This is a genomic window from Lentzea albidocapillata, from assembly GCF_000719115.1.
GTDB lineage: Bacteria > Actinomycetota > Actinomycetes > Mycobacteriales > Pseudonocardiaceae > Lentzea > Lentzea albidocapillata.
Map to the genome: position 1 here is coordinate 80227 of NZ_JOEA01000021.1, position 25729 is coordinate 105955.

26 protein-coding genes and 1 pseudogene are annotated in these 25729 nt (G+C 67.8%); 12 read left to right on the plus strand and 15 right to left on the minus strand.

The window, feature by feature from the left end:
- Positions 1-260: 260 nt before the first annotated feature.
- The 3 genes from IG04_RS0131730 to IG04_RS0131740 all read right to left on the minus strand — a co-directional run bounded on the left by IG04_RS0131730 (position 261) and on the right by IG04_RS0131740 (position 3778).
- Complete coding sequence (locus IG04_RS0131730) at positions 261-2135, minus strand: acyl-CoA dehydrogenase family protein (protein ID WP_030480420.1); 1875 nt, start codon at positions 2133-2135, stop codon at positions 261-263.
- A gap of 120 nt (positions 2136-2255) precedes the next feature.
- Positions 2256-2951, minus strand: coding sequence for a DUF305 domain-containing protein (locus IG04_RS0131735; RefSeq protein ID WP_030480421.1), 696 nt, complete (start codon positions 2949-2951; stop codon positions 2256-2258).
- The gene (locus tag IG04_RS0131740) at positions 2951-3778 is read right to left on the minus strand and encodes a DUF3105 domain-containing protein (RefSeq protein ID WP_030480422.1); all 828 of its coding nucleotides are present in this window, start codon (positions 3776-3778) and stop codon (positions 2951-2953) included. Before IG04_RS0131740 ends, IG04_RS0131735 begins: the two co-directional genes overlap by 1 nt.
- A 169-nt stretch (positions 3779-3947) precedes the next feature.
- On the opposite strand from IG04_RS0131740, the gene argS reads away from it, so the two are divergent.
- The 6 genes from argS (at position 3948) to rho (ending at position 12578) form a co-directional block, all read left to right on the plus strand.
- Positions 3948-5576, plus strand: coding sequence for an arginine--tRNA ligase (argS, locus tag IG04_RS0131745; protein ID WP_030480423.1), 1629 nt, complete (start codon positions 3948-3950; stop codon positions 5574-5576).
- Entirely contained in the window at positions 5576-6994 is a 1419-nt protein-coding gene (gene lysA, locus IG04_RS0131750) for a diaminopimelate decarboxylase (protein ID WP_030480424.1), read from the plus strand. The genes argS and lysA overlap by 1 nt, the downstream gene beginning before the upstream one ends.
- Entirely contained in the window at positions 6991-8292 is a 1302-nt protein-coding gene (locus tag IG04_RS0131755) for a homoserine dehydrogenase (RefSeq protein ID WP_030480425.1), read from the plus strand. Before lysA ends, IG04_RS0131755 begins: the two co-directional genes overlap by 4 nt.
- 17 nt (positions 8293-8309) lie before the next feature.
- Positions 8310-9362 (plus strand): threonine synthase, encoded by a 1053-nt coding sequence (thrC, locus tag IG04_RS0131760; RefSeq protein ID WP_030480426.1) that lies wholly within the window; start codon positions 8310-8312, stop codon positions 9360-9362.
- Positions 9359-10213 carry a homoserine kinase gene (gene thrB / locus IG04_RS0131765; protein ID WP_030480427.1) on the plus strand — a complete coding sequence of 285 codons (855 nt, stop codon included), beginning with the start codon at positions 9359-9361 and terminating at the stop codon, positions 10211-10213. The genes thrC and thrB overlap by 4 nt, the downstream gene beginning before the upstream one ends.
- Positions 10214-10532: 319 nt before the next feature.
- Positions 10533-12578 (plus strand): transcription termination factor Rho, encoded by a 2046-nt coding sequence (gene rho / locus IG04_RS0131770; protein WP_030480428.1) that lies wholly within the window; start codon positions 10533-10535, stop codon positions 12576-12578.
- Positions 12579-12660: 82 nt separating this feature from the next.
- Here the strand turns inward: rho and IG04_RS0131775 are convergent, their stop codons facing one another.
- Positions 12661-13047 carry a hypothetical protein gene (locus IG04_RS0131775; protein ID WP_063758344.1) on the minus strand — a complete coding sequence of 129 codons (387 nt, stop codon included), beginning with the start codon at positions 13045-13047 and terminating at the stop codon, positions 12661-12663.
- 243 nt (positions 13048-13290) lie between these two features.
- Here IG04_RS0131775 and rpmE point away from each other — a divergent pair, with 243 nt between their 5' ends.
- The 5 genes from rpmE (at position 13291) to prmC (ending at position 18165) form a co-directional block, all read left to right on the plus strand.
- The gene (gene rpmE / locus IG04_RS0131780; RefSeq protein ID WP_030480430.1) at positions 13291-13500 is read left to right on the plus strand and encodes a 50S ribosomal protein L31; all 210 of its coding nucleotides are present in this window, start codon (positions 13291-13293) and stop codon (positions 13498-13500) included.
- An 85-nt stretch (positions 13501-13585) separates the two neighbouring features.
- Complete coding sequence (gene prfA, locus IG04_RS0131785; protein ID WP_030480431.1) at positions 13586-14650, plus strand: peptide chain release factor 1; 1065 nt, start codon at positions 13586-13588, stop codon at positions 14648-14650.
- Between the two features lie 22 nt (positions 14651-14672).
- A complete protein-coding gene (locus IG04_RS0131790; RefSeq protein ID WP_051771090.1) occupies positions 14673-15881 on the plus strand; it encodes an acyl-CoA thioester hydrolase/BAAT C-terminal domain-containing protein in 1209 nt (402 codons plus the stop codon).
- A gap of 11 nt (positions 15882-15892) precedes the next feature.
- The gene (gene lpdA, locus IG04_RS0131795; RefSeq protein WP_030480433.1) at positions 15893-17278 is read left to right on the plus strand and encodes a dihydrolipoyl dehydrogenase; all 1386 of its coding nucleotides are present in this window, start codon (positions 15893-15895) and stop codon (positions 17276-17278) included.
- A 20-nt stretch (positions 17279-17298) separates the two neighbouring features.
- Positions 17299-18165, plus strand: coding sequence for a peptide chain release factor N(5)-glutamine methyltransferase (prmC, locus tag IG04_RS0131800; protein ID WP_030480434.1), 867 nt, complete (start codon positions 17299-17301; stop codon positions 18163-18165).
- Between the two features lie 4 nt (positions 18166-18169).
- Here prmC and IG04_RS0131805 read toward each other — a convergent pair whose 3' ends face one another.
- The 10 genes and pseudogenes from IG04_RS0131805 to IG04_RS49010 all read right to left on the minus strand — a co-directional run bounded on the left by IG04_RS0131805 (position 18170) and on the right by IG04_RS49010 (position 25291).
- Entirely contained in the window at positions 18170-18493 is a 324-nt protein-coding gene (locus IG04_RS0131805) for a hypothetical protein (protein ID WP_030480435.1), read from the minus strand.
- Entirely contained in the window at positions 18490-20160 is a 1671-nt protein-coding gene (locus IG04_RS0131810) for a hypothetical protein (protein WP_030480436.1), read from the minus strand. Before IG04_RS0131810 ends, IG04_RS0131805 begins: the two co-directional genes overlap by 4 nt.
- Positions 20161-20557: 397 nt before the next feature.
- Entirely contained in the window at positions 20558-20824 is a 267-nt protein-coding gene (locus IG04_RS0131815; protein WP_030480437.1) for a hypothetical protein, read from the minus strand.
- A 403-nt stretch (positions 20825-21227) separates the two neighbouring features.
- Positions 21228-21482: a hypothetical protein gene (locus IG04_RS0131820; RefSeq protein WP_030480438.1), complete on the minus strand. Its 255-nt coding sequence runs from the start codon at positions 21480-21482 to the stop codon at positions 21228-21230.
- A gap of 258 nt (positions 21483-21740) precedes the next feature.
- Positions 21741-22013, minus strand: a pseudogene (locus IG04_RS0131830) (YbaB/EbfC family nucleoid-associated protein); the annotation flags it as partial.
- 43 nt (positions 22014-22056) lie between these two features.
- On the minus strand, positions 22057-22809 hold the full coding sequence (locus tag IG04_RS0131835; protein WP_030480440.1) for an ESX secretion-associated protein EspG: 753 nt from the start codon (positions 22807-22809) through the stop codon (positions 22057-22059).
- A complete protein-coding gene (locus tag IG04_RS44420; RefSeq protein WP_051771095.1) occupies positions 22806-23975 on the minus strand; it encodes a hypothetical protein in 1170 nt (389 codons plus the stop codon). The genes IG04_RS0131835 and IG04_RS44420 overlap by 4 nt, the downstream gene beginning before the upstream one ends.
- A gap of 88 nt (positions 23976-24063) precedes the next feature.
- Positions 24064-24600 (minus strand): DUF3558 family protein, encoded by a 537-nt coding sequence (locus IG04_RS45710; protein ID WP_084402180.1) that lies wholly within the window; start codon positions 24598-24600, stop codon positions 24064-24066.
- Entirely contained in the window at positions 24600-25025 is a 426-nt protein-coding gene (locus tag IG04_RS0131845; RefSeq protein ID WP_159460525.1) for a type VII secretion target, read from the minus strand. Before IG04_RS0131845 ends, IG04_RS45710 begins: the two co-directional genes overlap by 1 nt.
- A gap of 116 nt (positions 25026-25141) precedes the next feature.
- Complete coding sequence (locus IG04_RS49010; RefSeq protein WP_084402182.1) at positions 25142-25291, minus strand: DUF397 domain-containing protein; 150 nt, start codon at positions 25289-25291, stop codon at positions 25142-25144.
- Between the two features lie 13 nt (positions 25292-25304).
- Between IG04_RS49010 and IG04_RS48715 the strand changes: the two genes are divergently transcribed.
- Entirely contained in the window at positions 25305-25430 is a 126-nt protein-coding gene (locus IG04_RS48715) for a hypothetical protein (RefSeq protein WP_276326721.1), read from the plus strand.
- Between the two features lie 106 nt (positions 25431-25536).
- Here IG04_RS48715 and IG04_RS46780 read toward each other — a convergent pair whose 3' ends face one another.
- Entirely contained in the window at positions 25537-25686 is a 150-nt protein-coding gene (locus IG04_RS46780) for a hypothetical protein (RefSeq protein WP_157513034.1), read from the minus strand.
- Between the last annotated feature and the right edge of the window lie 43 nt (positions 25687-25729).

Here is a 25729-nt window from a genome sequence, read left to right on the forward strand (position 1 = left end):
TCCTGCTGTCCGTGAATTGGTCTTCAAAGTTACTCTCTGAGAGTAGTTGAGTACCACTCACCTGGTAGTTCACTCAATTGTCGTAACTGTTAACGGCGTTTTGTGGCTTAGCGTTACCGGAACCTCCACCTGGAGGGGTTGTGTCCTTCCGTTGCAAGGGGAGTCGGTAGGGGGATGCGGGGGACGTAGCCCCCTACCGGCCGTGCACTGGGCAGGTGCCGCGCCCGCACCACCATCAGCCTGCCCAGTGCAGCAACGGGCTATCGAGGTGTCGGCCGGTGGACGTTGTCCGCCGTCGACTCGTGGTGCGTGGAGTCCGCGATCCAGCTTCCCGGGATCGACGAGTCGACCACGCCCTCCTCGAGCCACGCGTAGTCGCCGTCGAGGACCTGCTTCGCCAGCACCTGGTCGCTGTCGTCGGTGTTCGTCCAGAGCTTCTCGAACAGCTCGTCGACCCGGATCCGTGCCTGCTTGGCGAACGCGTCCGCGAGCATCTGCGCGTTGGGGTTCTTGTCCTGCGCGGCCCGCACGCACGCGGCGCTGATCGCGAACAGCTCGGCCCCGATGTCCACGATCCGGCTCAGGAACCGCTGCTTGCGCTCCATCTTCCCCTGCCACCGCGACATGGCGTAGAACGTCTGCCGCGCGAGCTTGCGCGCCGACCGTTCGACGAACCGCAGGTGCTTGGCGAGTGGCCCGAACTCCGTGTAGCCGGCCGGGGTCTGGCCCTTGCCGACGACGAGCGTGGGCAGCCACTTCGCGTAGAAGCCACCGGCTTTGGCGGCGGCCTTCATCTTGGCCTGGCGGTCGGCGTCGGGGTCGATGATGTCGCCGGCGACGCTGAGGTGCGCGTCCACCGCCTCGCGGGCGATCAGCAGGTGCATGATCTCCGTCGAGCCCTCGAAGATGCGGTTGATGCGGAGGTCGCGGAGGACCTGCTCGGCCGCGATGCCGCGTTCTCCGCGCGCCGCCTGGCTTTCCGCCGTCTCGTAACCCCGGCCGCCGCGGATCTGGACCAGTTCGTCGGCCACCAGCCAGGCCTTCTCGGACGCGTAGAGCTTCGCGAGGGCGGCCTCGATGCGGATGTCGTGGCTACCGGCGTCCGCGAGCTCGGAACTGAGGTCCAGCACGGCTTCCAGCGCGTAGGCCGTGGCGGCGATGTAGGCGATCTTGCCGGCGACCGCCTCGTGCTTGCCGACCGGCAGACCCCACTGGATGCGTTCGGTCGACCATTCGCGCGCGATCTTGAGGCACCACTTGGCGCTGCCCGCGCAGAGGGCGGGCAGGCTGAGCCGGCCCGTGTTCAGGGTGGCCAGAGCGATCTTGAGCCCGGCGCCTTCCCTGCCGATGACGTTCTTCTTCGGCACGCGCACCTGGTGGAACCTCGTCACGCCGTTCTCCAGACCCCTCAGGCCCATGAACGCGTTGCGGTTCTCGACGGTGATGCCCTCGGCATCCGCTTCCACGACGAACGCCGTGATGCCCTTGTCCGGCACCTGGGCCATGACGACGAGGAGGTCGGCCACGACACCGTTGGTGGTCCAGAGCTTCACGCCGTCGAGGACGTAGTCGTCGCCGTCCGGCGTGGCGATGGTGCCGAGCCTCGCCGGGTCACTGCCGACGTCCGGTTCGGTGAGCAGGAACGCGGTGATCTCGCCCTTGGCGCACCTGGGCAGGAACTCCTGCTTCTGCTCAGGGCTGCCGAACATCGCGACCGGCTGCGGGACGCCGATGGACTGGTGGGCGGAGAGCATCGCGCCGAGCGCGGGGCTGGCGCTGCCCACCAGCATGAGGGCCTTGTTGTAGTAGACCTGCGTGAGGCCGATGCCGCCGTACTCGGGCTTGATCTTCATGCCGAACGCGCCGAGGTCCTTGAGACCCTTCAGCACGTCGTCGGGGATCTGCGCGTCGCGTTCGATGACGGCGTTGTCGATGTTGGACTCGGTGAACTTCCGGAGCTTTTCGAGGAACGCCTCGCCGCGTTCGCGGTCCTCGGCGGTGCCACTCGGGTGCGGGTGGATGAGGTCGATGCGGAAGTGACCGAGGAAGAGCTCCTTGCCGAAACTCGGTCGCTGCCAGCGGGTTTCCCGTGCTTGTTCGGCGACCTGCCTGGCCGCGCGCTCGTCGACGGTCATGGTTACCTCCGAGTAGGGGTGTGACCTACGTTACTCGGGGGTAGGCGCTTGTCCATGGCCTGAACAAGCGAAAAGGCCGCCCGAACGGACGGCCTTCCCACAGTGACAAGCGGTACCGGGCTACGGCAGCGGGGCGGCTCCGCGCTTCGCCAGGTAGTCCTTCATCAGCTCGGTCTCGGCGGACTGCGACTTCAGCATGTTGTCGGCCAGCGTCCGCACGAACGTCTGACCGCCGGCGGTCGCGGCGTACTCGGCCATCGGGGCCCCGCCCACGTGGTGGCGGAGCATCAGCTGCAGCCAGTACACGTCGAACTCGCGGCCCGCGGGCCCCGTGCGCAGCTTGGTCAGCTCGTCGGTCGTGGCCATGCCGGGCATCAGCGGCTTGCCGGCCTCGGGCGTGGTCGCGCCGTGGCCGTGGACGCCGGCGGCGTCCATCCACTTCATGTAGACGCCCGAGAGGTTCTGCTCGTGCTCGTTCCACATCATCAGCCAGCCCTTCATCCGCCCCACCTGTTCGAGCTGGGTGGAGGAGATGTCGAAGGCGAGCTGGCGGATCTCCGGGTCCGTCGAGCGGTCCCTGGCGATGTTCGCCATCTGGATGCCCTGCAGGTGGTGCATGGACATGTCCTGGCAGAAGCCGACGTCCACGGAACCGGAGGCCGGGACCGCGGTGGACGAACTGGAGCCGGGGAGCTTCACGAGCAGGCCCACCGCCGCGCCCAGCAGGAGCACGGCGAGGACCGCTGCGCCGATGACGAGGGCCCGGACCACCCCGGAGGGGCGGCCGGACACCTCGTCGGTTTCGGGAACCGACATCAGCTCGACGGCGGCGTCGAGGCGGAGCCCGACGCGGGCGGCGTGCTGGGGTTCTGCGGCTGGCCCTCGGTCACGGAGTCGTCCTTGCCGCCGTCCATCGGCACGGCGTCGGCGCCCGGCTTCTCGGCCACGAACGGCGCCGGGTTCGACAGGAACGCCGTGTTCTCGCAGGACGCGCCGACCTCGGGGTACGTGTTCGGGTTGCGCAGCAGCGACGAGATGAACTGGTCGACGCGCTCGTCGTCGGCCTTCTCGATCTTCAGCTGGTGGCCCCAGGACTGCAGCGCGATCGGCTTGTCGAGGCCGGGGTACGGCGACAGCATCATGTACGGGATGCCCTCGACCTTGGCCTTCAGCTTGGTGAGCGCGTCGTCCTTGACCTGGTCAGGGTTGTACGCGATCCACACGGCGCCGTGCTCCAGGCCGTGGACCATGTTCTCGGTGCGCACGGCCTTGTCGTAGACGACGCCGGTGCAGTCGGCCCACTGGGCGTCGTGCGGGCCACCGAAGGCGGGGGTCTGGTCGTACGCGACACGCTGGGTCGGCTCGACGTGCCGGGAGCCCTTGTACTCCTTGGTCACGATGCCCGCGAGCGCGGTCGACGGGTCCTTGTTCGTGTCCGAGGGCTTCCACTTGGCCAGGGCGGCCTCTTTGACGTTGTTCTCGTGGATCTGCATGTACGCATATCCGAAAACACCGCCCGCGAGGGCCAGCACCGCGATCACCGCGAGGATCGTGCCCCACGGCTTCGGCTTGCTCGCCACCACCGAGGAACGGGCTGCGGCCACGCTGTTGCGTGTGGCCTTCGTCTTCTTGCCGCTGGTCATGTCCGCCTCAGATGTCGTCCTGGTCAACCGGCGCCAGTGTAGGGACATCGTGTCTGATCACTGTCAGCGCAGTGCGATACCACGTGCGCGTTAACACTTGCCGTCTCACCCTCCGAGACCCGGTAACCCAGTCGAGACCTGCGACAACGCTTCTCTAGACTCTCTGGGCGTGACTCCTGAAGTGCTCGCCGATCTGGTCCGGACCACGGTTGCCCGCTTGCTGGCCGACCGACGTCTGGACGCCTCTGCTCTGCCCGAGCAGGTGACGGTCGAGCGACCCAGGAACCCCGAGCACGGCGACTACGCCACGAACATCGCGCTCCAGCTCGCCAGGAAGGCGGGCGTCGCGCCCCGCGAGTTCGCGACGTGGCTTGCCGAGGCCCTGCTGGCCCAGGACGCCATCGCCAAGGCCGATGTGGCCGGTCCCGGCTTCCTGAACCTCACCATCGCCACCGAGGCGCAGGGGGCGATCGTTCGTGCGGCCCTGGAGGCCGGTTACGGCACCGCCGCCGAGCTCGGCGGCAAGCGGATCAACCTGGAGTTCGTCTCCGCGAACCCCACCGGTCCCATCCACCTCGGTGGCGCCCGCTGGGCGGCCGTCGGTGACGCGCTGGGCAAGGTCCTGCAGGCCCGCGGCGCCGAGGTCACCCGCGAGTACTACTTCAACGACGCCGGCGCGCAGATCGACAGGTTCGTCCGGTCGCTGATCGCCGCCGCGAAGGGCGAGCCCGCCCCCGAGGACGGCTACGCGGGCACGTACGTCAGCGACATCGCCGCCGAGGTGCTGCGTCGCGAGCCGGGAGCGTTGAGCGACCCGGAGACGGTGCGTCGGGTCGGCGTCGGGCTGATGTTCGAAGAGATCAAGAGCAGCCTGCACGACTTCGGCACCGACTTCGACGTCTACTTCCACGAGGACTCGCTGCACCAGAGCGGCCGTGTGGAAGAGGCGATCGCGAAGCTCAAGGCGAACGGCTCGCTGTACGAGAAGGACGGCGCCTGGTGGCTGCGGTCCACGGACTTCGGTGACGACAAGGACCGCGTCGTCATCAAGAGCGACGGAAACCCGGCGTACATCGCGGGCGACATCGCGTACCTCGTCGACAAGCGCGGCCGCGGCTTCGACCTGTGCATCTACATGCTCGGCGCGGACCACCACGGCTACATCGCGCGTCTCAAGGCCGCCGCGTCCGCACTGGGCGACGACCCGGACAGCGTCGAGGTGCTGATCGGCCAGCTCGTGAACCTCGTCAGCGACGGTCAGCCCGTCCGGATGAGCAAACGCGCGGGCACCGTCATCACGATGGAGGACCTGGTCGACGTGGTCGGTGTGGACGCCGCCCGCTACGCCATGATCCGGTCGAGCGTCGACTCCGGCCTCGACATCGACCTCGACCTGCTGCGCAAACACAGCAACGAGAACCCGGTCTACTACGTGCAGTACGCCCACGCGCGCACGTCGTCGATCCTGCGCAACGCCGCTGATCTCGGCATCACCCCAGGTGAGGACTTCGCGCTGCTCACCCACGAGCGCGAGGGCGACCTCATCCGCACCATCGGCGAGTTCCCGCGAGTGGTGGCCACCGCCGCCGAGCTGCGTGAACCGCACCGCGTCGCCCGCTACCTCGAAGAGCTCGCGGGCACGTACCACCGCTTCCAGCAGGACTGCCGCGTCCTTCCGCGCGGCGATGAGGAGACGACTCCGTTGCACCAGGTCAGGCTTCAGCTCGTCAACGCGACCAGGCGCGTGTTCGCCGCGGGCCTCGGCCTGCTCGGCGTGACCGCCCCGGAGCGCATGTGATGCGCGCGCATCCGGCCGGACCCCGGCACGCCGACGTCATGGCCTCCGGCACCACCGCCGGCGACCGCCCTTCCAACGCCGACCAGCTCGACTACCTGCACCCGAACGTGTGGCCGCGCAACGCCAAGCGCACCGACGCGGGCGTCGTGGAGCTGGCGGGCGTGGACGTGCGCGGGCTCGCCGAGCAGTACGGCACCCCGTTGTTCGTCATGGACGAGCAGGACTTCCGCGCGCGCTGCCGCGAGCACGCCGAGGCGTTCGGCGACCCGACGCTCGTGCACTACGCCTCCAAGGCGTTCCTGAGCGTGCAGGTCGCGAAGTGGGTGGCCGAAGAGGGCCTCTCGATCGACGTCTGCAGCGGCGGCGAACTCGCCATCGCGCTGCGCGCCGACTTCCCGGCCGAGCGCATCGCGTTGCACGGCAACAACAAGAGCGTTCCCGAACTGATCGCGGCCGTCGAGGCCGGCGTCGGCGGGATCGTGCTCGACTCGTACCACGAGATCGCGCGCCTCGACCAGATCGCGCGCGACCGCGGTGTGGTGCAGAAGGTGCTGATCCGCGTGACGGTCGGCGTCGAGGCACACACGCACGAGTTCATCGCGACCGCACACGAGGACCAGAAGTTCGGCTTCTCGCTGTCCTCCGGCGACGCGGCCGAGGCCGTGCGCCGCGTGCTGAAGGCCAGTGGGCTCGAACTCGTCGGCCTGCACAGCCACATCGGCTCACAGATCTTCGACGCGTCCGGCTTCGAGGTCGCCGCGCGCCGCGTGATCGGCCTGCTCGCCGAGATCCGCGCCGAGCACGGCGAGGTCCCGTCGCTGGACGTCGTCGACCTCGGCGGCGGTCTCGGCATCGCCTACACGCCGGACGACGACCCGCCCCCGCCCGCCGAGCTCGCGCGGCAGCTGCACAACATCGTGCAGAAGGAGTGCGAGCACAACGGCCTGAGCATGCCTCGCATCGCGGTGGAGCCCGGCCGCGCGATCGTCGGTCCCGGCACGGTCACCGTGTACGAGGTCGGCACGATCAAGGACATCGAGCTCGACGGTGGCGCGCGGCGCCGGTACGTCAGCGTCGACGGCGGCATGAGCGACAACATCCGCACCGCCCTGTACGACGCGGTCTACGACTGCAAGCTCGTTTCGCGCGCCTCCGAGCCCGAGTCGAGGGCCGTGCTGTGTCGTGTGGTGGGCAAGCACTGCGAGTCCGGCGACATCGTGGTGCGCGACTGCTGGCTGCCCGACGACCTGGCGCCGGGGGACCTGGTTGCGATCGCTGCCACAGGGGCCTACTGCTACTCGATGGCGAGCGGGTACAACCGACTTCCACGGCCCGCGCTCGCCGCGGTGACCGATGGAGAGGCGCGGCTGCTGCTGCGTCGCGAGACCGAGGACGACCTGTTCCGTCTGGAGGTATGAAAGCCGTGAAACCGATTCGGGTCGCCTTGCTGGGATGTGGCACGGTGGGCACGGAGGTAGTCCGGCTGCTGACGGACCAGGCCGATGACCTCACCCAGCGCATCGGTGCGCCGGTTGAGCTCGTGGGCATCGCCGTGCGCAGGCCGAACAAACACCGTGAAGTACCGGAGCACCTGCTCACCACGGACGCCGAGGCGCTCGTGAAGTCGGACGACGTGGACGTCATCGTCGAGGTCATCGGCGGTATCGACCCCACGCGCGGCCTGTTGCTGGAGGCGTTGCAGCGCGGCAAGTCCGTCGTGACGGCGAACAAGGCACTGCTCGCCGAGCACGGCCCCGACCTGTTCGAGGCAGCCGACGCGTCCGGTGCGGACCTCTACTTCGAGGCCGCCGTCGCCGGGGCGATCCCGTTGCTGCGCCCGTTGCGGGAATCCCTTGCGGGAGACCGGATCACGCGCGTCATGGGCATCGTGAACGGCACGACGAACTTCATCCTGTCCGCGATGGACGCCACGGGTGCCGGGTACAGCGAGACGCTCGAAGAGGCCTCGCGTCTCGGTTACGCCGAGGCCGACCCGACCGCGGACGTCGACGGGTTCGACGCCGCGTCGAAGGCCGCGATCCTTGCGTCCCTTGCGTTCCACACGCGTGTGACGGCGTCGGACGTGTACCGCGAGGGCATCCGCGCGGTGTCCGCGGCGGACATCGCGGCGGCCAAGGGCCTCGGCCGCACGGTGAAGCTGCTCGCGATCTGCGAGCGCGTGACCAGTCCGTCCGGTCAGGAGTCAGTCGCCGTTCGAGTGCACCCGGCGATGATCCCCAGGACGCATCCGCTGGCGAGCGTCAACGGCGCGTTCAACGCGGTGTTCGTCGAGGCCGACGCGGCGGGGGAGATGATGTTCTACGGGCAGGGTGCCGGTGGCGCCCCCACGGCGAGCGCGGTCGTCGGCGACCTGGTCGCCGTGGCGCGCAACATGGTCGCGAGCGGGCACGGTCCGCGCGAGTCCGCCTACGCCGCGCTTTCCGCGCAGCCCATGGGGAACACGCCCACCCGCTACCACATCAGCCTCGACGTGGCGGACAAGCCCGGTGTCCTCTCGCAGGTCGCCGCGGTGTTCGCCGAGCACGACGTGAGCATCGCCGCGGTGCGCCAGGAGGGCCGCGTCGAGGACGCCAGCCTGGTGATCGTCACGCACGCGGCTACCGACGCCGCGTTGCGGTCCACTGTGGACAAAATCGGTGGCCTCCCCGTGGTGCGGGACGTCGTCAGCGTCATGAGGGTGGAGGGCGAAGAGTGAGCGGCAGCCCTGAAAAATTGAACACTGTCAGGCCCGGTTGGCCCGGTCTCATCAACGCCTACCGGGACCGCATCGAGATCCCCGAGGGTGCCGAGGTCGTGACGCTGCACGAGGGCGGCACGCCGCTGGTGCACGCTCGGAGGCTCTCCGCGGCGACCGGGTCCGACGTCTGGGTCAAGGTCGAGGGCGCGAACCCGACCGGCTCCTTCAAGGACCGCGGCATGACCGTGGCCATGACGTACGCGCTCGCCTCCGGACTGAAGGCGGTCATCTGCGCCTCGACCGGCAACACGTCGGCGTCCGCCGCGGCCTACGCGGCCAAGGCGGGCCTGACGGCGGCCGTGCTGGTGCCCAGCGGCAAGATCGCGATGGGCAAGCTCGCGCAGGCCGTCATGCACGGCGCGAGGATCCTGCAGATCGACGGCAACTTCGACGACTGCCTGGAGCTGGCGTCGAAGACCGCGGCCGAGTACCCGGTCACGCTGGTGAACTCGGTCAACCCGGTGCGCCTCGTCGGTCAGCAGACCGCCGCGTGGGAGGTCTGCGACGTGCTCGGCCAGGCGCCGGACGTGCACTGCCTGCCCGTCGGCAACGCGGGCAACATCACCGCGTACTGGAAGGGCTACACGTCGTACGACAAGGGCCTGCCGCGCATGTTCGGCTTCCAGGCCGCAGGCGCCGCTCCGCTGGTCAGCGGTCAGCCGGTGCCGAACCCGGAGACCATCGCGACCGCGATCCGCATCGGTTCGCCGGCGTCGTGGACGGGCGCGGTCAACGCCCGTGACTCCTCCGGCGGCCTGATCGACGCCGTCACCGACGAGCAGATCCTCACCGCGTACCGGCTGCTGGCCTCGTCCGAGGGCATCTTCGTCGAGCCCGCGTCGGCCGCTTCCATCGCCGGTCTGCTGAAGACCGCCGAGGACGGCAGGCTGCCGAAGGGCTCCACCGTTGTGTGCACCGTCACGGGCCACGGTCTGAAGGACCCCGACACGGCACTGCTCGGCACCACCGAGGTCGAGCCGGTCCCGGTCGACCCCGGTGCCGTCGCGCACGCGCTGGAGCTGGCGTGAGGTTCCTCGTCTCCGTCCCCGCGTCGACCGCGAACCTCGGCTCGGGGTTCGACGCGCTGGGCATGGCGCTCGGCATGTACGACGACGTGGAGGTGGCCGGCGGCGAAGGTGTCGACGGCCTCTCCATCACCGTGGACGGTGCCGGAGCAGGTGACGTCCCGCTCGACGAGACCCATCTCGTCGTGCGGGCCGTCCGCGCCACCGGCTACACCGGTGGCCTGGCCCTGAGGTGCCGCAACACCATCCCGCACGCGCGGGGACTGGGCTCGTCGGCCGCCGCGATCGTGGCGGGTGTCGTAGCCGGGTTCACCCTGCAGGGTCGCGAGCCGGACACGGCCGCGTTGCAAATCGCCGCCGAGTTCGAGGGGCACGCGGACAACGCGGCCGCCTCCCTGTTCGGCGGCGTCGTCGTCGCGTGGTCCGAAGGAGAGCGGTACCGCGCTGTCCGGATGGACGCGGACGCACGCGTGCGCCCGGTCGTCCTGATCCCGTCGCAGGAGTCGTCCACCAAGACGACGCGCGGCCTCCTCCCGGCCGAAGTCCCGCACGCGGACGCCGCGCACGCCGCAGGGCGGGCCGCCCTCGCGGTGCACGCGCTGACGTCCGATCCGACGGTTCTCCTTGCGGCGACTGAGGATCGACTCCACCAGAACTACCGCGAGCCCGCATGGCCGGACACCGTTCGGGTGATCAACGATCTTCGCAAGCTGGGAGTTCCCGCCTGCGTGAGCGGAGCGGGACCCACCGTGATCGCCTTCGGTGATCTTCCGGCCGAGGTCGACACGCACGGCTTCGACGTGCGCAGACTCGACGTCGACACCGCCGGCGTGCGCGTTCGTCCATTGGACTGACACACCCGACCCCGGTTGTTGCATGCCGGGGGACCGGCGTCTACCCTCGGGGGCGATCAGTCACTGCGCGCACGGGCGCCGGTGTCGCGCTCGGACATTCGTTCCGGGTCGCAATCCTTTTGTGTTCCGGCTCTGTGCCGTGCGGGCGGGGCGGACGCAAAGAGGCACCCGATCGCCGTGTGATCTGAGCAAAGTCCCGTGCTTGAGGGAAGCCGTCGTGCTTCCGTCTTCATCGGACTTGACCGCCGTTCCCCGCTGAAGTGGGAAGGCGGGTCCGCTGGGCCGCGTAGGAGGCGGGGCCTGGTCAGGAAGGACTTGTGTGACCAACACCGATTTGCTGAGCAGCGAAGTCGCAGCTGCCGCTGGTTCTGGAGCCGAGGAGAACGCTCTGTCCACCCCATCGAACGGCACGACGCCGCGCCGCCGCGCGGGTCTGTCCGGCATGGTGCTCGCTGAGTTGCGCGAGCTCGCCGGTCAAATGGGCATCACCGGAACCGCAGGCCTGCGCAAGGGCGACCTGATCGCGGCCATCAAGGAGAAGCAGGGCTCCGGAGCCCCGGCGAAGACCGAGAAGCCCGCGAAGACCGAGAAGGTCGCCGCGAAGGCCGAGGCACCCGCGGAGAAGCCCGCCGTTGCCAAGGTGACCGAGAAGGTCACCGAAAAGCCTGTTCAGCAGCAGCTCGAGGTAGCGGAGAAGCCCGCTGCCGCCGAGTCCGGCGCGTCTGACGACTCCCGCTCGTCCGAGGACGGGGGGCGCCGTGGAAACCGTCGCCGCCGTTCCGGCCGTGGCGGTGGCAACGCCGAGGGCGAGAGCCAGCCGCAGCAGGAGCAGCGTTCCGAGCGTCCTGAGCGGACCGATCGCCCCGAGCGCACGGACCGTGCCGAGCGCACCGACCGTGCCGAGCGCACCGACCGGCCGGAGCGTGCTGAGCGCCCCGAGCGCGGCGAGCGTCAGGACCGGGGAGAGCGCCAGGACCGTGGCGAGCGCAGCGAGCGTTCCGACCGCGGTGACCGCAACGAGCGCGGCGGCCGTGACCGCAACCGCGACCGCGGCGAGCGTTCCGACCGCGGTGACCGTGGCGACCGCCAGAGTGGCGGCCAGCCCGACGGTGACGACGACGGTGGTCGCCGTGGCCGCTTCCGTGACCGCCGCCGTCGCGGTGGTCGTGGTGACGAGCAGGGTGGCGGCGGTCGTGTCGACCGTGAGACCGAGGTCCGCGACGACGACGTCCTGCTGCCGGTCGCAGGCATCCTGGACGTGCTGGAGAACTACGCGTTCGTCCGCACCTCCGGCTACCTCGCCGGCTCGAACGACGTCTACGTCTCGCTCTCGCTCGTCCGCAAGTACGGCCTGCGCCGTGGCGACGCCCTCACCGGCGCCGTCCGCCAGCCGCGCGACGGGGAGCAGCAGCGCCAGAAGTTCAACCCGCTGGTCCGCGTCGACAAGATCAACGGCCTGGACCCGGAAGAGGCGCGCAACCGCCCGGACTTCACCAAGCTGACGCCGCTCTACCCGAACGAGCGTCTGCGCCTGGAGACCGAGCCGCACATCCTCACCACCCGTGTCATCGACCTGGTGATGCCGATCGGCAAGGGCCAGCGCGCCCTCGTCGTGTCGCCTCCGAAGGCCGGTAAGACCTCGGTGCTGCAGTCGATCGCGAACGCGATCACGACGAACAACCCCGAGTGCCACCTCATGGTGGTGCTGGTGGACGAGCGTCCGGAAGAGGTCACCGACATGCAGCGCTCGGTGAAGGGTGAGGTCATCGCCTCCACCTTCGACCGGCCGCCGTCGGATCACACGACCATCTCCGAGCTCGCGATCGAGCGGGCGAAGCGCCTGGTCGAGATGGGCCACGACGTCGTCGTGCTGCTCGACTCGATCACGCGTCTGGGTCGTGCGTACAACCTGGCGGCACCGGCCTCCGGCCGCATCCTGTCCGGTGGTGTCGACTCGACGGCGCTGTACCCGCCGAAGCGCTTCCTCGGTGCCGCTCGCAACATCGAGGGCGGCGGCTCGCTGACCGTCATCGCGACGGCGCTGGTCGAGACCGGCTCCGCCGGTGACTCGGTGATCTTCGAAGAGTTCAAGGGCACGGGTAACGCCGAGCTCAAGCTCGACCGGAAGATCGCGGACAAGCGGACGTTCCCGGCCGTGGACGTCGACTCGTCGGGCACCCGTAAGGAAGAGCTGCTGCTCTCGCCGGACGAGATGGCCGTCACGCACAAGCTGCGCCGGGTGCTCCACGCGCTCGACGGTCAGCAGGCGATCGACCTGCTGCTGGACCGGCTGCGGAAGTCGCGTACCAACATCGAGTTCCTGATGCAGGTCGCGAAGACGACGCCCGGTGCCGAGCAGGACTGACGCCGTGTGAGTTTCACGTGAAAAAGCCCCCGCTGCAGGTCAGCGGGGGCTTTTTCACGCTCTTCACTCGAATGCCGCGGCCTCAGCGGCAGCCGGCGGCCTGACGGTTCTCGTCGCTCTGCGCCAGCAGCTGGAACACCAGCACCAGCAGCACCGGTACCCCCACGGCCATCGCGGCCAGCGCGGGTACCTCCACCGCGCCCACCACGACTCCCAGCGCCAGCACTGCGGCCAGGTAGGGCCACCGCAGCCAGATCCGCTGCCACCGCCGCCTCCACCGCACCCCGCCGGAGACGGCGGCGGCCACGGCCACCCCGGCCCCCGACACGACCGGTGACAGCGGCACCGTGGTCCAGGAAGCAGTGAGCAGCCCTGCCGACCCCATCAGGCCGAACACGGCGGCGGAGAAGAGGAACGGCACTGCCAGCCACATGTGCTGGTTCATCGGCCGCTCAGCGGTGCAGAACACGGCACACAGTCTGATGGACACCGACCAACAACACGGAGCCGTATCTGGTCGAGCGGCGACACCTTGCGCCGAACGGCGTATCGCGGAGGTTAAGCGGTTGTGACTTAAGCCACCGATCAGCCTCGGGAACAACCGCGTTTTTGCACGTGTTGAAGGGTCTGGCAAACTAAATGGTCGAGTCCGGCTCCGGTTCACCCGTTCATCAACAGGGACCCGGCGGCCATCCTTGAAAGGGACAAGATCTTGAAGACTGGCATCCACCCCGAGTACACCCCCACCGAAGTGACCTGCAGCTGCGGGAACACGTTCACGACGCGCAGCACCTCGGCTTCCGAGGTTCGCGTCGAAATGTGCTCCAACTGCCACCCGTTCTACACGGGCAAGCAGCGCATCCTGGACACCGGCGGTCGCGTGGCGCGCTTCGAGGCGCGTTACGGCAAGCGCAACAAGTAGCTGCTTTCACGGCGCCTGACCTCGGCCTTCCGGCCGGGGCGGGCGCCGTCGCCGTTTCCAGGGAAACCCAACGAAAGCAGGAGACGTGTCGCAGTCGCTGGCCAGCTTGCTCGCCGAGTACGACGAGCTGGAGAAGAAGCTCGCCGATCCCTCCGTGCACGCTGACCAGACGGGGGCGCGCAAGCTCGGCAAGCGGTACGCCGCGCTCGGGCCCATCGTGCAGACGGCGCGGAAGATCGAGCAGGCCAAGAGCGATCTGGAGGCGGCCAGGGAACTCGCCGCCGAGGACCGGTCCTTCCAGGAGGAGGTCGAGCAGATCGAGGAGCAGCTTCCCAAGCTGGAGGAGAAGCTCAACGAGCTGCTGCTGCCGCGTGACCCGCACGACGGCGACGACGTGCTGCTGGAGATCAAGTCCGGTGAGGGTGGCGAGGAGTCCGCGCTGTTCGCCGGGGACCTGCTGCGCATGTACACGCGCTACGCGGAGCGACAGGGGTGGAAGGTCGAGCTGCTCGACGGCACCGACTCCGACCTGGGCGGGTTCAAGGACGTCACCGTCTCCATCAAGGCCAAGACCGCGGTGCCGGACGGGGTGTGGAGCCGGCTGAAGTGGGAGGGCGGCGTGCACCGCGTGCAGCGCGTGCCCGTCACCGAGTCGCAGGGGCGCATCCACACGTCGGCCGCCGGTGTCCTCGTGTTCCCGGAGACCGAGGAGACCGCCGCGGTCGAGATCGACGAGAAGGACCTGCGGATCGACGTCTACCGGTCGTCCGGCAAGGGCGGTCAGTCGGTCAACACCACCGACTCCGCGGTCCGCATCACGCACCTGCCGACGGGCATCGTCACGTCCTGCCAGAACGAGCGCAGCCAGCTGCAGAACAAGGCTCGCGCCATGCAGGTGCTGCAGAGCCGTCTGGTCGCCCTCGCCGAGGAGCAGAAGGCGCAGGAGCAGTCGGACGCGCGGCGCACCCAGATCCGCACCGTCGACCGCAGTGAACGGGTGAGGACCTACAACTTCCCCGAATCACGCATCTCCGATCACCGGGTTGGGTACAAAGCGCATAACCTGGACCAGGTGCTCGACGGTGACCTGGACGCGGTGGTGGACGCACTGGCCGCCGCTGACCGGGCAGAACGGCTCGCAGGCGGGTAATCCGACGTGAGAGGGGCGCGTTGTGGCCGAGATCCTGGTTAGTCCGCAGACAGCGCCCCTCGACCAGCCGGTCGACGTGATCGTCGCCGGGCTGAAACCCGGCCAATCGATCACCGTGCAGCTTTCCACCGGTGATCGCGCCTCTCGTGCGGTGTTCGAGGCTGACGACCGTGGAGTCGTAGACCTCACGCGGCACGCACCAGCCGATGGCAGCTATCGCGGCGTCGACCCGATGGGGCTGTTCTGGTCGTTGGAACGCACCGGCGGCAAGGCGGGCCCCACCGTGCTCTCGGTCGAGGGCGTGGGGGACCGCGTGCTCGAACGGCAGTCCGTCCCCGAGGGCGTCGAGCGGTTAGAGGTCCGGGAGAACGGTCTGGTCGGCACGCTGTTCGCCCCTGAGGACGACGGAGCCGACCTACCGGGCGTCATCGTGCTCGGCGGGTCCGAGGGCGGGCTTCAGGAGACTGACGCGGCGTTGCTGGCCGCGCACGGGTTCGTCACGTTCGCGCTCGGCTACTTCGGACTGAAGGGCCTGCCGGAGTACCTCGTCGACGTGCCGCTCGAGTACTTCGGCAAGGCCATCGACTACCTGTCCGAACGCGTGGGCGAGATCGGTGTCGTCGGTGGATCGCGCGGCGGTGAGCTGGCGTTGCTCGTCGGCGCCACGTTTTCTCAGGTCAGCGCGGTGGTGAGCGTGGTGGGCAGCGGCGTGGTGACGCAGGGCATCGGGCCCGGCGGCAACCTGCTGCAGAAGCTCTCGTACGAGGCGGCGTCGTGGACCCTCAAGGGCGAGCCGCTGCCCTATCTGCCCTACGAGATCGGCGACGAGCTGCGCGCGCGGATCGTCAACGGCGAACCGGTGCCGCTCAGGCTCGCGTTCAGCACGGAGGACGGCATCCCGGAGGACACCGAGATCGGAGTCGAACGGATCGTCGGGGGTGTGTTGCTCATCTCGTCCGGACAGGACGACGGGTGGCCCAGCGCCGAGCTCAGCGAGGTCGCGTTACGGCGGCTGAAGGACCACGAGCACCCGTTCCCGTACGAGCACGTCGTGTATCCCGAGGCAGGACACCTGATCGCGGGTCCACCGCACCGGCCGGCCACCGACGTGACCTATCCGGGGCCTGGCGTCACCTTCTCGGGTGGTGGTGCTCCACAGGCCACCGCACGTGCTCGCGCGAACGCCTGGAAACGGACGGTTGAGTTCTTGCGAGAGCAGCTCGGGAGCTAGGTTGTGTGCTTATGAGCGCACACTTTGATGTCGTCGTCGTGGGTGCGGGTCCGGGCGGCTACGTCGCCGCGATCCGTGCGGCTCAGCTCGGGCTGAAGACCGCCATTGTGGAGGAGAAGTACTGGGGCGGTGTCTGCCTGAACGTGGGCTGTATCCCGTCGAAGGCTCTTCTGCGCAACGCTGAGCTGGCGCACCTCTTCACGCACGAGCAGAAGACGTTCGGCATCAAGGTCGACGGCACCGTCAGCTTCGACTACAGCGCGGCGTGGCAGCGCAGCCGCAAGGTCGCGGACGGGCGCGTCAAGGGCGTGCACTTCCTCATGAAGAAGAACGGCATCACCGAGTACAACGGGTGGGCCAATTTCACTGACGACCACACGCTGACCGTCGGGGACGAGACGCTCACGTTCGGCCACGCGATCATCGCCGTGGGCGCCACGACCCGGATGCTGCCGAACACGCAGAAGTCCGATCGCGTCGTGACCTACGAAGAGCAGATCATGACCGAGGACCTGCCCGAGTCGATCATCATCGCCGGTGCGGGTGCGATCGGTGTCGAGTTCGCCTACGTCATGCACAACTACGGCGTGAAGGTCACCATCGTCGAGTTCCTCGACCGGATGGTGCCGCTCGAGGACGAAGAGGTGTCCGCCGAGCTCTTCAAGCGCTACAAGAAGCTGGGCGTCGACGTGCGCCTCGGCACGCGTGTCGAGTCGATCGACGAGTCGGGCCCGAAGGTCCGCGTCACCGTGTCGAAGAACGGCGCCGAGGAAGTCCTCGAGGCCGACAAGGTCATGCAGGCCATCGGGTTCGTGCCGCGCGTCGAGGGCTACGGCCTCGAGAAGACCGGCGTGAAGCTGACCGAGCGCGGCGCGATCGACATCGACGGCCGTGGCCGCACCAACGTGCCGCACATCTTCGCCATCGGTGACGTCACCGCGAAGCTGATGCTCGCGCACACCGCCGAGGCCATGGGCGTCATCGCCTCGGAGACCATCGCGGGTGCCGAGACGATGGAGCTCGACTACGTGATGATCCCGCGGGCGACGTTCTGCCAGCCGCAGATCGCCTCCTTCGGCTACACCGAGAAGCAGGCGCGCGAGAAGGGCTACGACGTCCAGGTCGCGAAGTTCCCGTTCACCGCGAACGGCAAGGCGCACGGCCTCGCCGAGCCGGGCGGGTTCGTGAAGCTGATCAGCGACGGCAAGCACGGCGAGCTGCTCGGTGGCCACATCATCGGCCCCGAGGCGACCGAACTGCTGCCCGAGCTCACGCTGGCGCAGCAGTGGGACCTCACCGTCCACGAGGTCGCGCGCAACGTCCACGCTCACCCGACCCTGAGCGAGGCCGTCAAGGAAGCGGTGCACGGCCTGGCCGGGCACATGATCAACTTCTGAGGTAGTTTTCTCATCTGATGATGAACCGGCAACCGCTCCGCCTCGCCGTCTCCGAGGCGGCCAAGATCCTCGCCGAGGCGGGTGTGGACAGTCCGCGCGTCGACGCGGAGTACCTGGCCGCGCACGTGCTCGGGGTCGAGCGCGGGCGGTTGCCGCTCATCCCGCTGGTCGATCCGTCGGTGATCGACCAGCTGCACAAGCTCGTGCGGGTGCGCGCCTCGCGCATCCCGTTGCAGCACATCCTCGGCTGGGCCCCGATGGGCACCATCTCCGTGGAGGTCGGGCCGGGGGTGTTCGTGCCGCGGCCCGAGACCGAGCTGCTGATGGAGTGGGGCCTGAAGTCCTTGGCCGGCGTTTCTTCGCCCGTTGTCGTGGATCTCTGCACGGGAACGGGCGCGCTGGCGTTGTCGATCGCGGCCGCCCGCCCGGACGCGGTGGTGCACGCGGTGGAGATCGACCCGCAGGCGCTGTCGTGGACGCGGCGCAACGCCGACGCGCGCGTGGCCGCCGGGGACACGCCGATCCGGCTGCACTCGGGTGACGCCACCGATCCGTCGCTGCTGTCCGATCTGGACGGTCTGGTGGATCTCGTGGTGTGCAACCCGCCTTACGTGCCGGAAGGAACTCCGGTGCAGCCCGAGGTGGGCGTGCACGATCCGCACCACGCCGTGTTCTCGGGCGCCGACGGGCTGGACGTGATCCGGCACGTCGTGCGGGCTGCCGCGCGGTGGCTGAAGCCCGGTGGGTCCGTCGGGATCGAGCACGACGACACGCACGGGGAGTCCGTACCGGCGCTGCTGGCCGCGCGCCGGGTGCTCACGGAGGTGACCGGCCACGCCGACCTCGCGGGACGGCCACGGTTCGCGACCGCCCGCAAGGTCGGTTAGCGGGTCAGAACAGGGCGTCGAAGGCCTTCGAGAGGTCCTTCACCTGCTCGCCCAGGCCGCGATCTGACAGCTTGTCCATCAGGTGGCCCGCGACGTCCTTGCTGGGCCGGGGTTTGCGGGCTTCGGCGCGGAGGTCGTCCACCGCCTCGATCGTGGACGTGGGCGCCTGGGCCTTGTTCAGGTCCTCGCGCAGTTCGTCGAGCAGCCGCAGCACGGTGCTCACGTCCTTGATGTGTCCGATGTGGACGTCCCCGGTCCTGGCATGTCCGCTGGTGCCGACGTTGCTGCCGATCACCGGCCCTTGGATCTCGAAGTCGCGGTCGTTCATGAGTTTCCCTTGCCGACGCTCGCCTTGCCCGTGCGTGCCTTGCCCGACGTGCCGATGTTGCTGGAGATCACCGGGCCGGTGATGTGCACGTTATTGCTCGTCACCTGCATGGCCTGCTCCATGAACTCGGTGACCGAGATGCCCTTGCTCTCCAGGAACTCGCCGAGCGTGCGCAGCAGCCGTGACTCCAGCACCTTGATGTAGCGCTCGACGTCGGTGAGCTGGAAGTAGTTGTCGACCTGGCTCCTGCTTGCGAGTTCGCGCAGACTGTTGCTGGCGCCGTAGCGTTCCGCGACGTACGTGCCCTCAGCTTGATGAATCGGGTTCATCCAGCCGACCGCCGTGGCGAACCGCTTCGGTATCGACGCCGGGAACTTCAGCAGGTCCACGATCGCCTCCGCGAACGGCCGCAGGGACTGCGCCGACAGCACGTCGATCTTGCGGTGCTCGGAGTTGATCGGATGCAGGATGCACGGCGTCCACTCGACGTAGAGCATCTCGTCGTCGAGCCCGAACGTCAGGTACGCGGAGATCACGACGTCGCGGTCCCACGTTTCGACCTGGAACGAGCGGAAGTAGCGCATCCACTCCATCGGCCTGGCGATCAGCTCGTCCACAACGGACCGGCTGACCGTGTCCTGGGGTGAATAATCCTTGTCGGGCAACACGATCCGTGCTTCGGCGTCGTCGATGTGGTCGATCAGCTCGACCGAGGAGATGACGACGCGGTCGCCGGTCCTGAGGCCGCGCAGCCGATGGCCGGGCGAGAGCGACGGCGAACGGCCCGTCTTGACCAGCTCGCTCGTGATGCGTTCGTACAGCTCCTGGAGGGCGAATCCGGGCAGCGGCGCGTCCATCTTCTCCTCGGCGGGCTTCAGGGGCAGCGCCATGGACCACGGTTCGAACATCGTGCCGGAGCCGACGAACGGCCGATAACCGTGGTAGACGATCACCTGCGCGCCGTCCGCGTCGTCAGACTCGTCGTTCTCCTCGACCGGGTAGAGCGCGAGCGCTTCGGCGTAGCTCGCGTGCCCAAGCCCCCGGAACGCCCATTCGTTGCGCCACAGCTCTTCCTCGCCCTTGCTGGTGCGGAAACCGGCGCGCCGGAAGCTCTTCGTGACCAGCAGCCACGTCACGACCCGATCCGCGAGCAGCACCGCGAAGATCAGCGCGATCGCGATGATCAACGCCGCGACCGCGCCGCCGCTGCTCTCCGTCCCGCACTCCTCGTACCTGGGCCTGCAGTACTCGCTGGAGGCGGCGAGCTCGTCCATGAGCTTGTACAGCACGAAGAAGAGCGCGATCACGCTGACGATCGAGCCGAGCACGGCCGGCCCGCGCTCCGTGACCACCCGCCGCGGCCGCGTGAACGCCACGCGCGCCCCGGTCCCCATCGCCGCGATCGCCGCGACCACCAGCCACCCCGTGAGCAACGTCCCGCCGGCGGCGAACAGCGCCACCAGCGCCAGCACCAGCAGCACCCCGTCGCGCACCTTGCGCCGCGTACGTGCCGCCACCGCCTCCCGCAACACCGCGCCGGAGTTGACGCCTGGCGAACGCGGAATCGACCGCGTGGCCTCCACGAGGTACTCGCGAATGGCTGAATCCGCGAACTCCTCGTCGCGGTGAGCGGCTCCGCAGAGGAAGCGGGTCGTGTCGTCGCGCAACTTCGGAGAATCGTTTCCCGTCGCCGACGCGGGAGTTGACATCGTCCTGTCCACTTTCTGTCATTGAATCGAGTGCTCTGTGTTTGTGCTGGTCAGGGGCATGATAAGACAACAACGGCACGTAATTGAACTCTGATGGTGGAACAATAGTCGTTCCTGATCGGAATGGAGTGAAGACGACGGAAACACGCATTGTCAATGCGCCGAACGAGGGCAAATTACTCGCTTGCCGGGCGCGCCACCACTCGCCGTGGAGTCGGGGGCGGAGTGGCCAAATCCTGGCCAAAAACACGACGTTTGGTCACGTTGGGGCCAAATGGTCGTATGTTCGCCGCGGGGAGGGCACGCGGTCACGCGCTACGAGGATCCGCCGCCTCGCGCGTGACCGCGTGTGCGCCTACTCCTGCTCTTCTGCCGGCACGGGTGAGCGGACCGGGAACCAGGCGACGAGGAAGATGAACGCCGCGTTCATGAGCAGGGCGAGGCTGTGCCCCAGCCCGACCTTGTCGGGTTCGAGGTTGGGGACGAACCCGCTCTTGTCGACGACGATGTCCATCTCCGCGCCGACTTCGTGCACCTCGCGGTACATGCTGGGCAGGTACGTCACCTTCCGGTCACCGCACTGCAGCTCGTTGCTGTAGGTGTTCGGACTGCGTCGGTGCACGTGCGTCTCGACGCTGGTGACGGTGCGGTGCAGGGTCCCCCGTAGGCGGTGAGCCAGAGGGAGTGACTGCCGATGTTCGCGGGAAAAATGGTGACGATGCCGAGCGCCATGGCGGGCAGACCGGCCCACCTCGACGGCTTGGGCCGGTAGCCCCCCAGGTCGAGGACGTAGAAGATCAAGCATACGACCATGGCCAACGCCACGACGATGAAAGCCTTGCCGACCGCCATGAGCAGGAAGCTGCCCACGATGATTCCCAAGGCGAGCAGGCTGCCGCGACAAGAACCTTCGGCGCTGCTTGATCCTTTCCCTGCTACTCCAGGGTTCCTCGTACTTGTCCTTCCAGACGTTGCCCGCGTCCCCGTAGCCGTCCTTGAACTCGCGACCGGCCTGCTTGAGCTTGTCACCGGCGTCGCTGAGCGACGGGCGCGTGTTGCCCCAGTTCCTCCAGTCGCTTGAGTGCGTCGCCCAGTTGTCCGAAGAGCCCTTTGACGCGGCTCATGATGCGCATGACGAGCTTGACCAGCTTGGCCAGCTGTTGCGTGATCTTGCCGAGTACCACCGCACCGCGGCCGACAGCCATACTGAGAACGTCGCGACCGAGCTGCCCGAAATCCCCTTCCCCCAGGCGCTTCGCGGAGTCGATGGTCTGGGCCATCGACTCGACAGGGCCAGCACCCGGGTAGTTGTCGGGGTTTCCGAGGCTGTCGCCGAAACCGGTCCAGCTCTAAGCGGCCGTGGTCGACCTGGGCGGCGACACGTTCGGCCAGTTGCTGTCCTTCTTCGCTGCGAACGCACAGGAGTGGGCGCAGGGCACCACTGCCGCGATCAGGGAGCTCGCCACCGCCGTCGGCAACCTGCGCAGCTTCATCCCGCAGCCGGAGGAAGAGGACCCGCCACCACCGCCTGAAGAGGGTCAGGTCATGAAATCCATCGCCTCGGTGCCGCCGAACTCGGGCTCCACAATGGACGCGATCTGCTCGGCGGCCTGGATCTGGGCCTTCTGTACGGTGTGCATCACGAGCTGGCCCAGTTGCACGTGCGTCAGGCGCATCGCGGCAGGTGAGAACTCGATGTGCTGCAACGCGCCGTTCGGTGCGATCTTGACTGTCACCGCCTCGTTGGGGGAGGTGATGGTGCTGCCGGCGTGCTGGATCTGTTCCTGCATCTGCTGCGAGCGTTGCTGGAGCTGCTGGCCTTGGACTCCAGGTCCGCGATCATCTGTTCCGGATTCATCGCTCGCTCGTCATCGCCAGAACCTGTCCGAGGTGTCGTGCCAGACCCACGTTGTCGGCGGGGCTGATCGTGAACCAGCCCTTGCGGGTCTCGACGTTGGCGTAGCGGCCCTGGTTGGTGTCGATCCACGTGACGGGCGGGAAGTCACGGGTGGTGCGGCCCTGTCCCAGCTGAACGAGGAAGTGGCCGTTACCAATGGCGGGGCCGGTCAGCATCTGCTTGGCGATGCGGACCTCGTCGTTCTCCGCCGTGCGGACCGACTGCCGGAAGCCTTCTTGTTGCTGCGGCTGGTTTTCGAACGCCTGCGCCGGCACGGTCACGAGCTTGCCCGGCCCCGGCCTGCCTCGCGGCATGGCGTTCGCGAGGCAGGTGGCGATCTCGTTGGGCTGCACCAGACTCAACGTGATGCCGGTGTCCTCCTGGGTCACCAGCACCGCGTAACCGCCGCGCGCCACCACACTGGCGCGGACGAGTTTCTGCTGGTTCATGTCCGGGATGCAGAGCGCGATGACACGGAGTTCGGGCCGCGCCAACAGGTTCAGCGCGTCCTCGAGATCAGGCTCCGGCCTGCCGCGCCGCACCAGGTTCCGGCGTTCGAGATCGGCGTGCACGGCGGCCTTGATGCGGGCGCGCTCGTCGAGCGTCTCGCCGTGCTGGCTGATGTCGAACGGGTACGGGATGCTCCCCGCCCGCAGGTCCTCCCAGAGGACCTCGAACGCGGGCAGGGAGAGCTGGGCGATCTGCTTCATCCGCCGATCACCGGCGGCGCGACCATGCGATCGTCGTCGAAGAACTCGTCGGTCGGGAGGAGGTAGTTGGACTTGTGCTCCTTGTCCTCCTCGCCACCCTTGCCCGCACCGGCGCCGGCACCCATGCCGCCGGCACCAGCCGCGCCACGTCCCGCGGCACCCGCACCCGCGCCTGCTCCGGCTCCGCCTGGGCCGTTGCCCATGACTCCGGCGCTGCCGCCGGGGTTGGCGGGGCCGAAGCTGCCCATGCCACGCCCGGAGGCCGCGCCACCCATGCCTCCCGGACCCATGCCGCGACCACCTGCGCCACCACCGGAACCGCCGCCTCCGGGGCCGCCGGGACGCATGCCCGGGCCGCTACCGGGAGGTCGTCCTTGCAGACCGCCGCCGGGCGGACGCATACCGGGAGGCGGCAGCATGCCGGGCGGGGTGAACGGCGGCCGGTTCTGGCCACCGGGGTTGTTCTGGTTGTTGCCGGGCTGCAGGGACGGGTCCTTGACCTGAGGCGCGGTCCACGCGGTGTTGGTCGTGCCGTTGTTGGAGCCCGGAGGCATCGATGGCATGCCGGTGTTGCTGCTGTTGCTGAACCGCTGATTGGCGTTGACGTTGCTCAGGCTGCTCGTGCTCGAGCTGCTGCTGGTCTGCGTGACGCCTTGGTCCTGCGTGACCTGCGGAGTGGATTGCATGGTGGGCATGGACATCGCCGCGGACATCATCGTGTTGTCACGCGTCTGCATGACCTGAACGGCTTCGGCCTTCGCCTCTTGCTGTTCGTTGTGCTTGGAGAGCATTTCGAACGGTGCGCCCGCCATGGCGGGCGGGAAGATGATCGAAGGCGCGGCGTACTTCTTCATGATGTCCATCGGGCTGAAGCTGACCGGTTCGGGCATGCTGCGGTTCGCCTGCACCGCCGCGTCCCGTTGCTGCGCGATGGCACTGGAGGTGCGCACGAAACCCTCGCCGGTGTTGTCCGCGAACGTCCCCACCTTGTTGAGCGCAGCCCGAACCCCCTCGGCAGCCTTGCCCGTCCACGCCGACTGCGAGCCGTTGACCAGAATGCTGAAGTCGGTAGCCAGTTCCTTGAACCGCGACCCTAGTGCTCCCCAGGCATCGATCACCTGGTTCGCGGCGCTGGGGTCGTACTTCTCGGTGACCAGCTTCTTCATTTCTTCGTGCTGCTGGCCGGGATAGTTCGCGTTCGGATGTGGGACGGTAGGTTTGACGGGTGCCATGAGATTCCCCCCTCGGGCGGCGTTACGGGAGTTTCGGTGCGATCAGTTCGGCGGCCTTTGAGGACCGTTCGCAGGCGGCAGCGGTGTCCTCAGAGGTAAGGCCGATGTTGCCAATCACCACAACGGACGATGACTCGCTTACTGAGATTGCGATCGTGCAAAGGTGCTTTGCGCGGTCTGCAGCCTCAACCTTCTTCGCGTCATATTTGCCGACCTTGATGTCAGTGATCTTTTCACCGTCGAGACTCAGGTCTGCGACGCCGGTCTTAGTCCGGATGCCCGTACGAAGACCGCCAGCGCCGCTCTTGGTCCAGTTACAGCCGTCTGAGCTGGCGACTTGCTCCGCCTTGCCTGGGGAGTTCAGTCCCAGGCTGGTGACTTCGGCTTCAGTGAGCAGATCGCAGGGCTTGACCGCTTCCAGACCTGATGCCGAACCTGAGCCACTGGTCGGAGTTGCTTCGCCGGTCGTCGAAGTCGGCTTGGCGTCGCCTGCTGTGCCGGTGCATCCGGCAGTGAGGGCCACGAGGCCGATCGCTGTGGCAATTAGGATGCGCTTCATTACTTCCCGTCGAGTTTCTTCAGTGCATCGGCGCTTGATTGATCAACGGCCTTGTAGGACGCTCGACTCTTCTCAATCTGCGTCTTCAGGCTCTCAATCGCCTTGGCCATGTCTACGAGTGTCTTTTGGGCCGCTTGGCCGAAAGTGCGATTTCCCTGACTGATCGCTTCTGCGTAGCCGCCACCGAGCTTGGTGTCCATGCTGAGGTCGCCGGCGTTCATTGCGACGTTCTCGAGAGCGTCGCTCATCTCGGTCAGCTTTTTGATCATGGCGTCGACCAGTTGCGGGTCGACGGACAGTTGCTGGGTCTCCACGGCTGCCGCTACGGCCCGGCCGGCATCCATGACGGCGCTCAAGCCGCCACCGAAGATGCTGTCCCACGCGCTGCCTGCGACTTTGCCGCTTGTCACCACTTCTTCAGACACAGAAGCTCGACCCTCCCCGATTGCGCTCTGTGGTCGGCTCATGACCATACCGAAGCGCGTCCGTTCGGGGGATGCGTTGAACTACTTAACCCTGTTTGGATTAAAACTTTGCCTGGTCAGGAAGCGCTTGAACGCGCTAAGTGAGAACGTAAGCGCAGGTCCGGAAGGCGTTTGGAGTCGCGGACGCCTGCGCGGGTGGTGGTCAGCACCACCTCGACGCAGTTCTCCTGGCTGCCGCTTGGAGCAGGCCGGGGATGTTCGTGCACTCGTCATTGACCCTTGCGCACGCTCGCCCGCGAAGTGCACCGGCGCGGCTGGTGGCAACGCACCAAGCCGTCGTTCGACGAACGCATCCGCGCCCTCCTCAACCTGGAGAAGCACCCCCTGCGACATCGCCGGCACTGAGGCGTTCTACAAGTCTTTCCCCTCAAGGCATTCAGCGGCGGCGGTGAAGACCCAGTTCCACCCCAACCTGGCGCAGGTCGAGCCGCGACGCGGTGAGGCTCGTTGCTCAGTCGTCCTTAGCGGACGGAAGTGCGGTGCCGGGATCGCGGGCGAACTCGCCGACCTTGTCCAGGCCGGTACCGAGCCACGCGGTGGAAAGCTCGATGATCTCCTCGCTGAGCTTGACGAGATCGGGATCGGGGAACGCCGCGGTCACGGGATGTGGGCAAAGCACTCGCCAAGAAAGCCACCCGCCCGGC

Excerpts from the sequence above, each read along its gene's own strand:
- IG04_RS0131820 (WP_030480438.1), bottom strand. The coding sequence starts at position 21,482 with ATGGCCCAGACCATCGACTCCGCGAAGCGCCTGGGGGAAGGGGATTTC.
- IG04_RS45710 (WP_084402180.1), bottom strand. The coding sequence starts at position 24,600 with ATGAAGCGCATCCTAATTGCCACAGCGATCGGCCTCGTGGCCCTCACT.
- IG04_RS0131835 (WP_030480440.1), bottom strand. The coding sequence starts at position 22,809 with ATGAAGCAGATCGCCCAGCTCTCCCTGCCCGCGTTCGAGGTCCTCTGG.
- IG04_RS0131735 (WP_030480421.1), bottom strand. The coding sequence starts at position 2,951 with ATGTCGGTTCCCGAAACCGACGAGGTGTCCGGCCGCCCCTCCGGGGTG.
- lysA (WP_030480424.1), top strand. The coding sequence starts at position 5,576 with ATGCGCGCGCATCCGGCCGGACCCCGGCACGCCGACGTCATGGCCTCC.
- IG04_RS0131755 (WP_030480425.1), top strand. The coding sequence starts at position 6,991 with ATGAAAGCCGTGAAACCGATTCGGGTCGCCTTGCTGGGATGTGGCACG.
- IG04_RS0131805 (WP_030480435.1), bottom strand. The coding sequence starts at position 18,493 with ATGAACGACCGCGACTTCGAGATCCAAGGGCCGGTGATCGGCAGCAAC.
- IG04_RS0131740 (WP_030480422.1), bottom strand. The coding sequence starts at position 3,778 with ATGACCAGCGGCAAGAAGACGAAGGCCACACGCAACAGCGTGGCCGCA.
- lpdA (WP_030480433.1), top strand. The coding sequence starts at position 15,893 with ATGAGCGCACACTTTGATGTCGTCGTCGTGGGTGCGGGTCCGGGCGGC.
- IG04_RS44420 (WP_051771095.1), bottom strand. The coding sequence starts at position 23,975 with ATGAAGAAGCTGGTCACCGAGAAGTACGACCCCAGCGCCGCGAACCAG.
- IG04_RS0131730 (WP_030480420.1), bottom strand. The coding sequence starts at position 2,135 with ATGACCGTCGACGAGCGCGCGGCCAGGCAGGTCGCCGAACAAGCACGG.
- prmC (WP_030480434.1), top strand. The coding sequence starts at position 17,299 with ATGAACCGGCAACCGCTCCGCCTCGCCGTCTCCGAGGCGGCCAAGATC.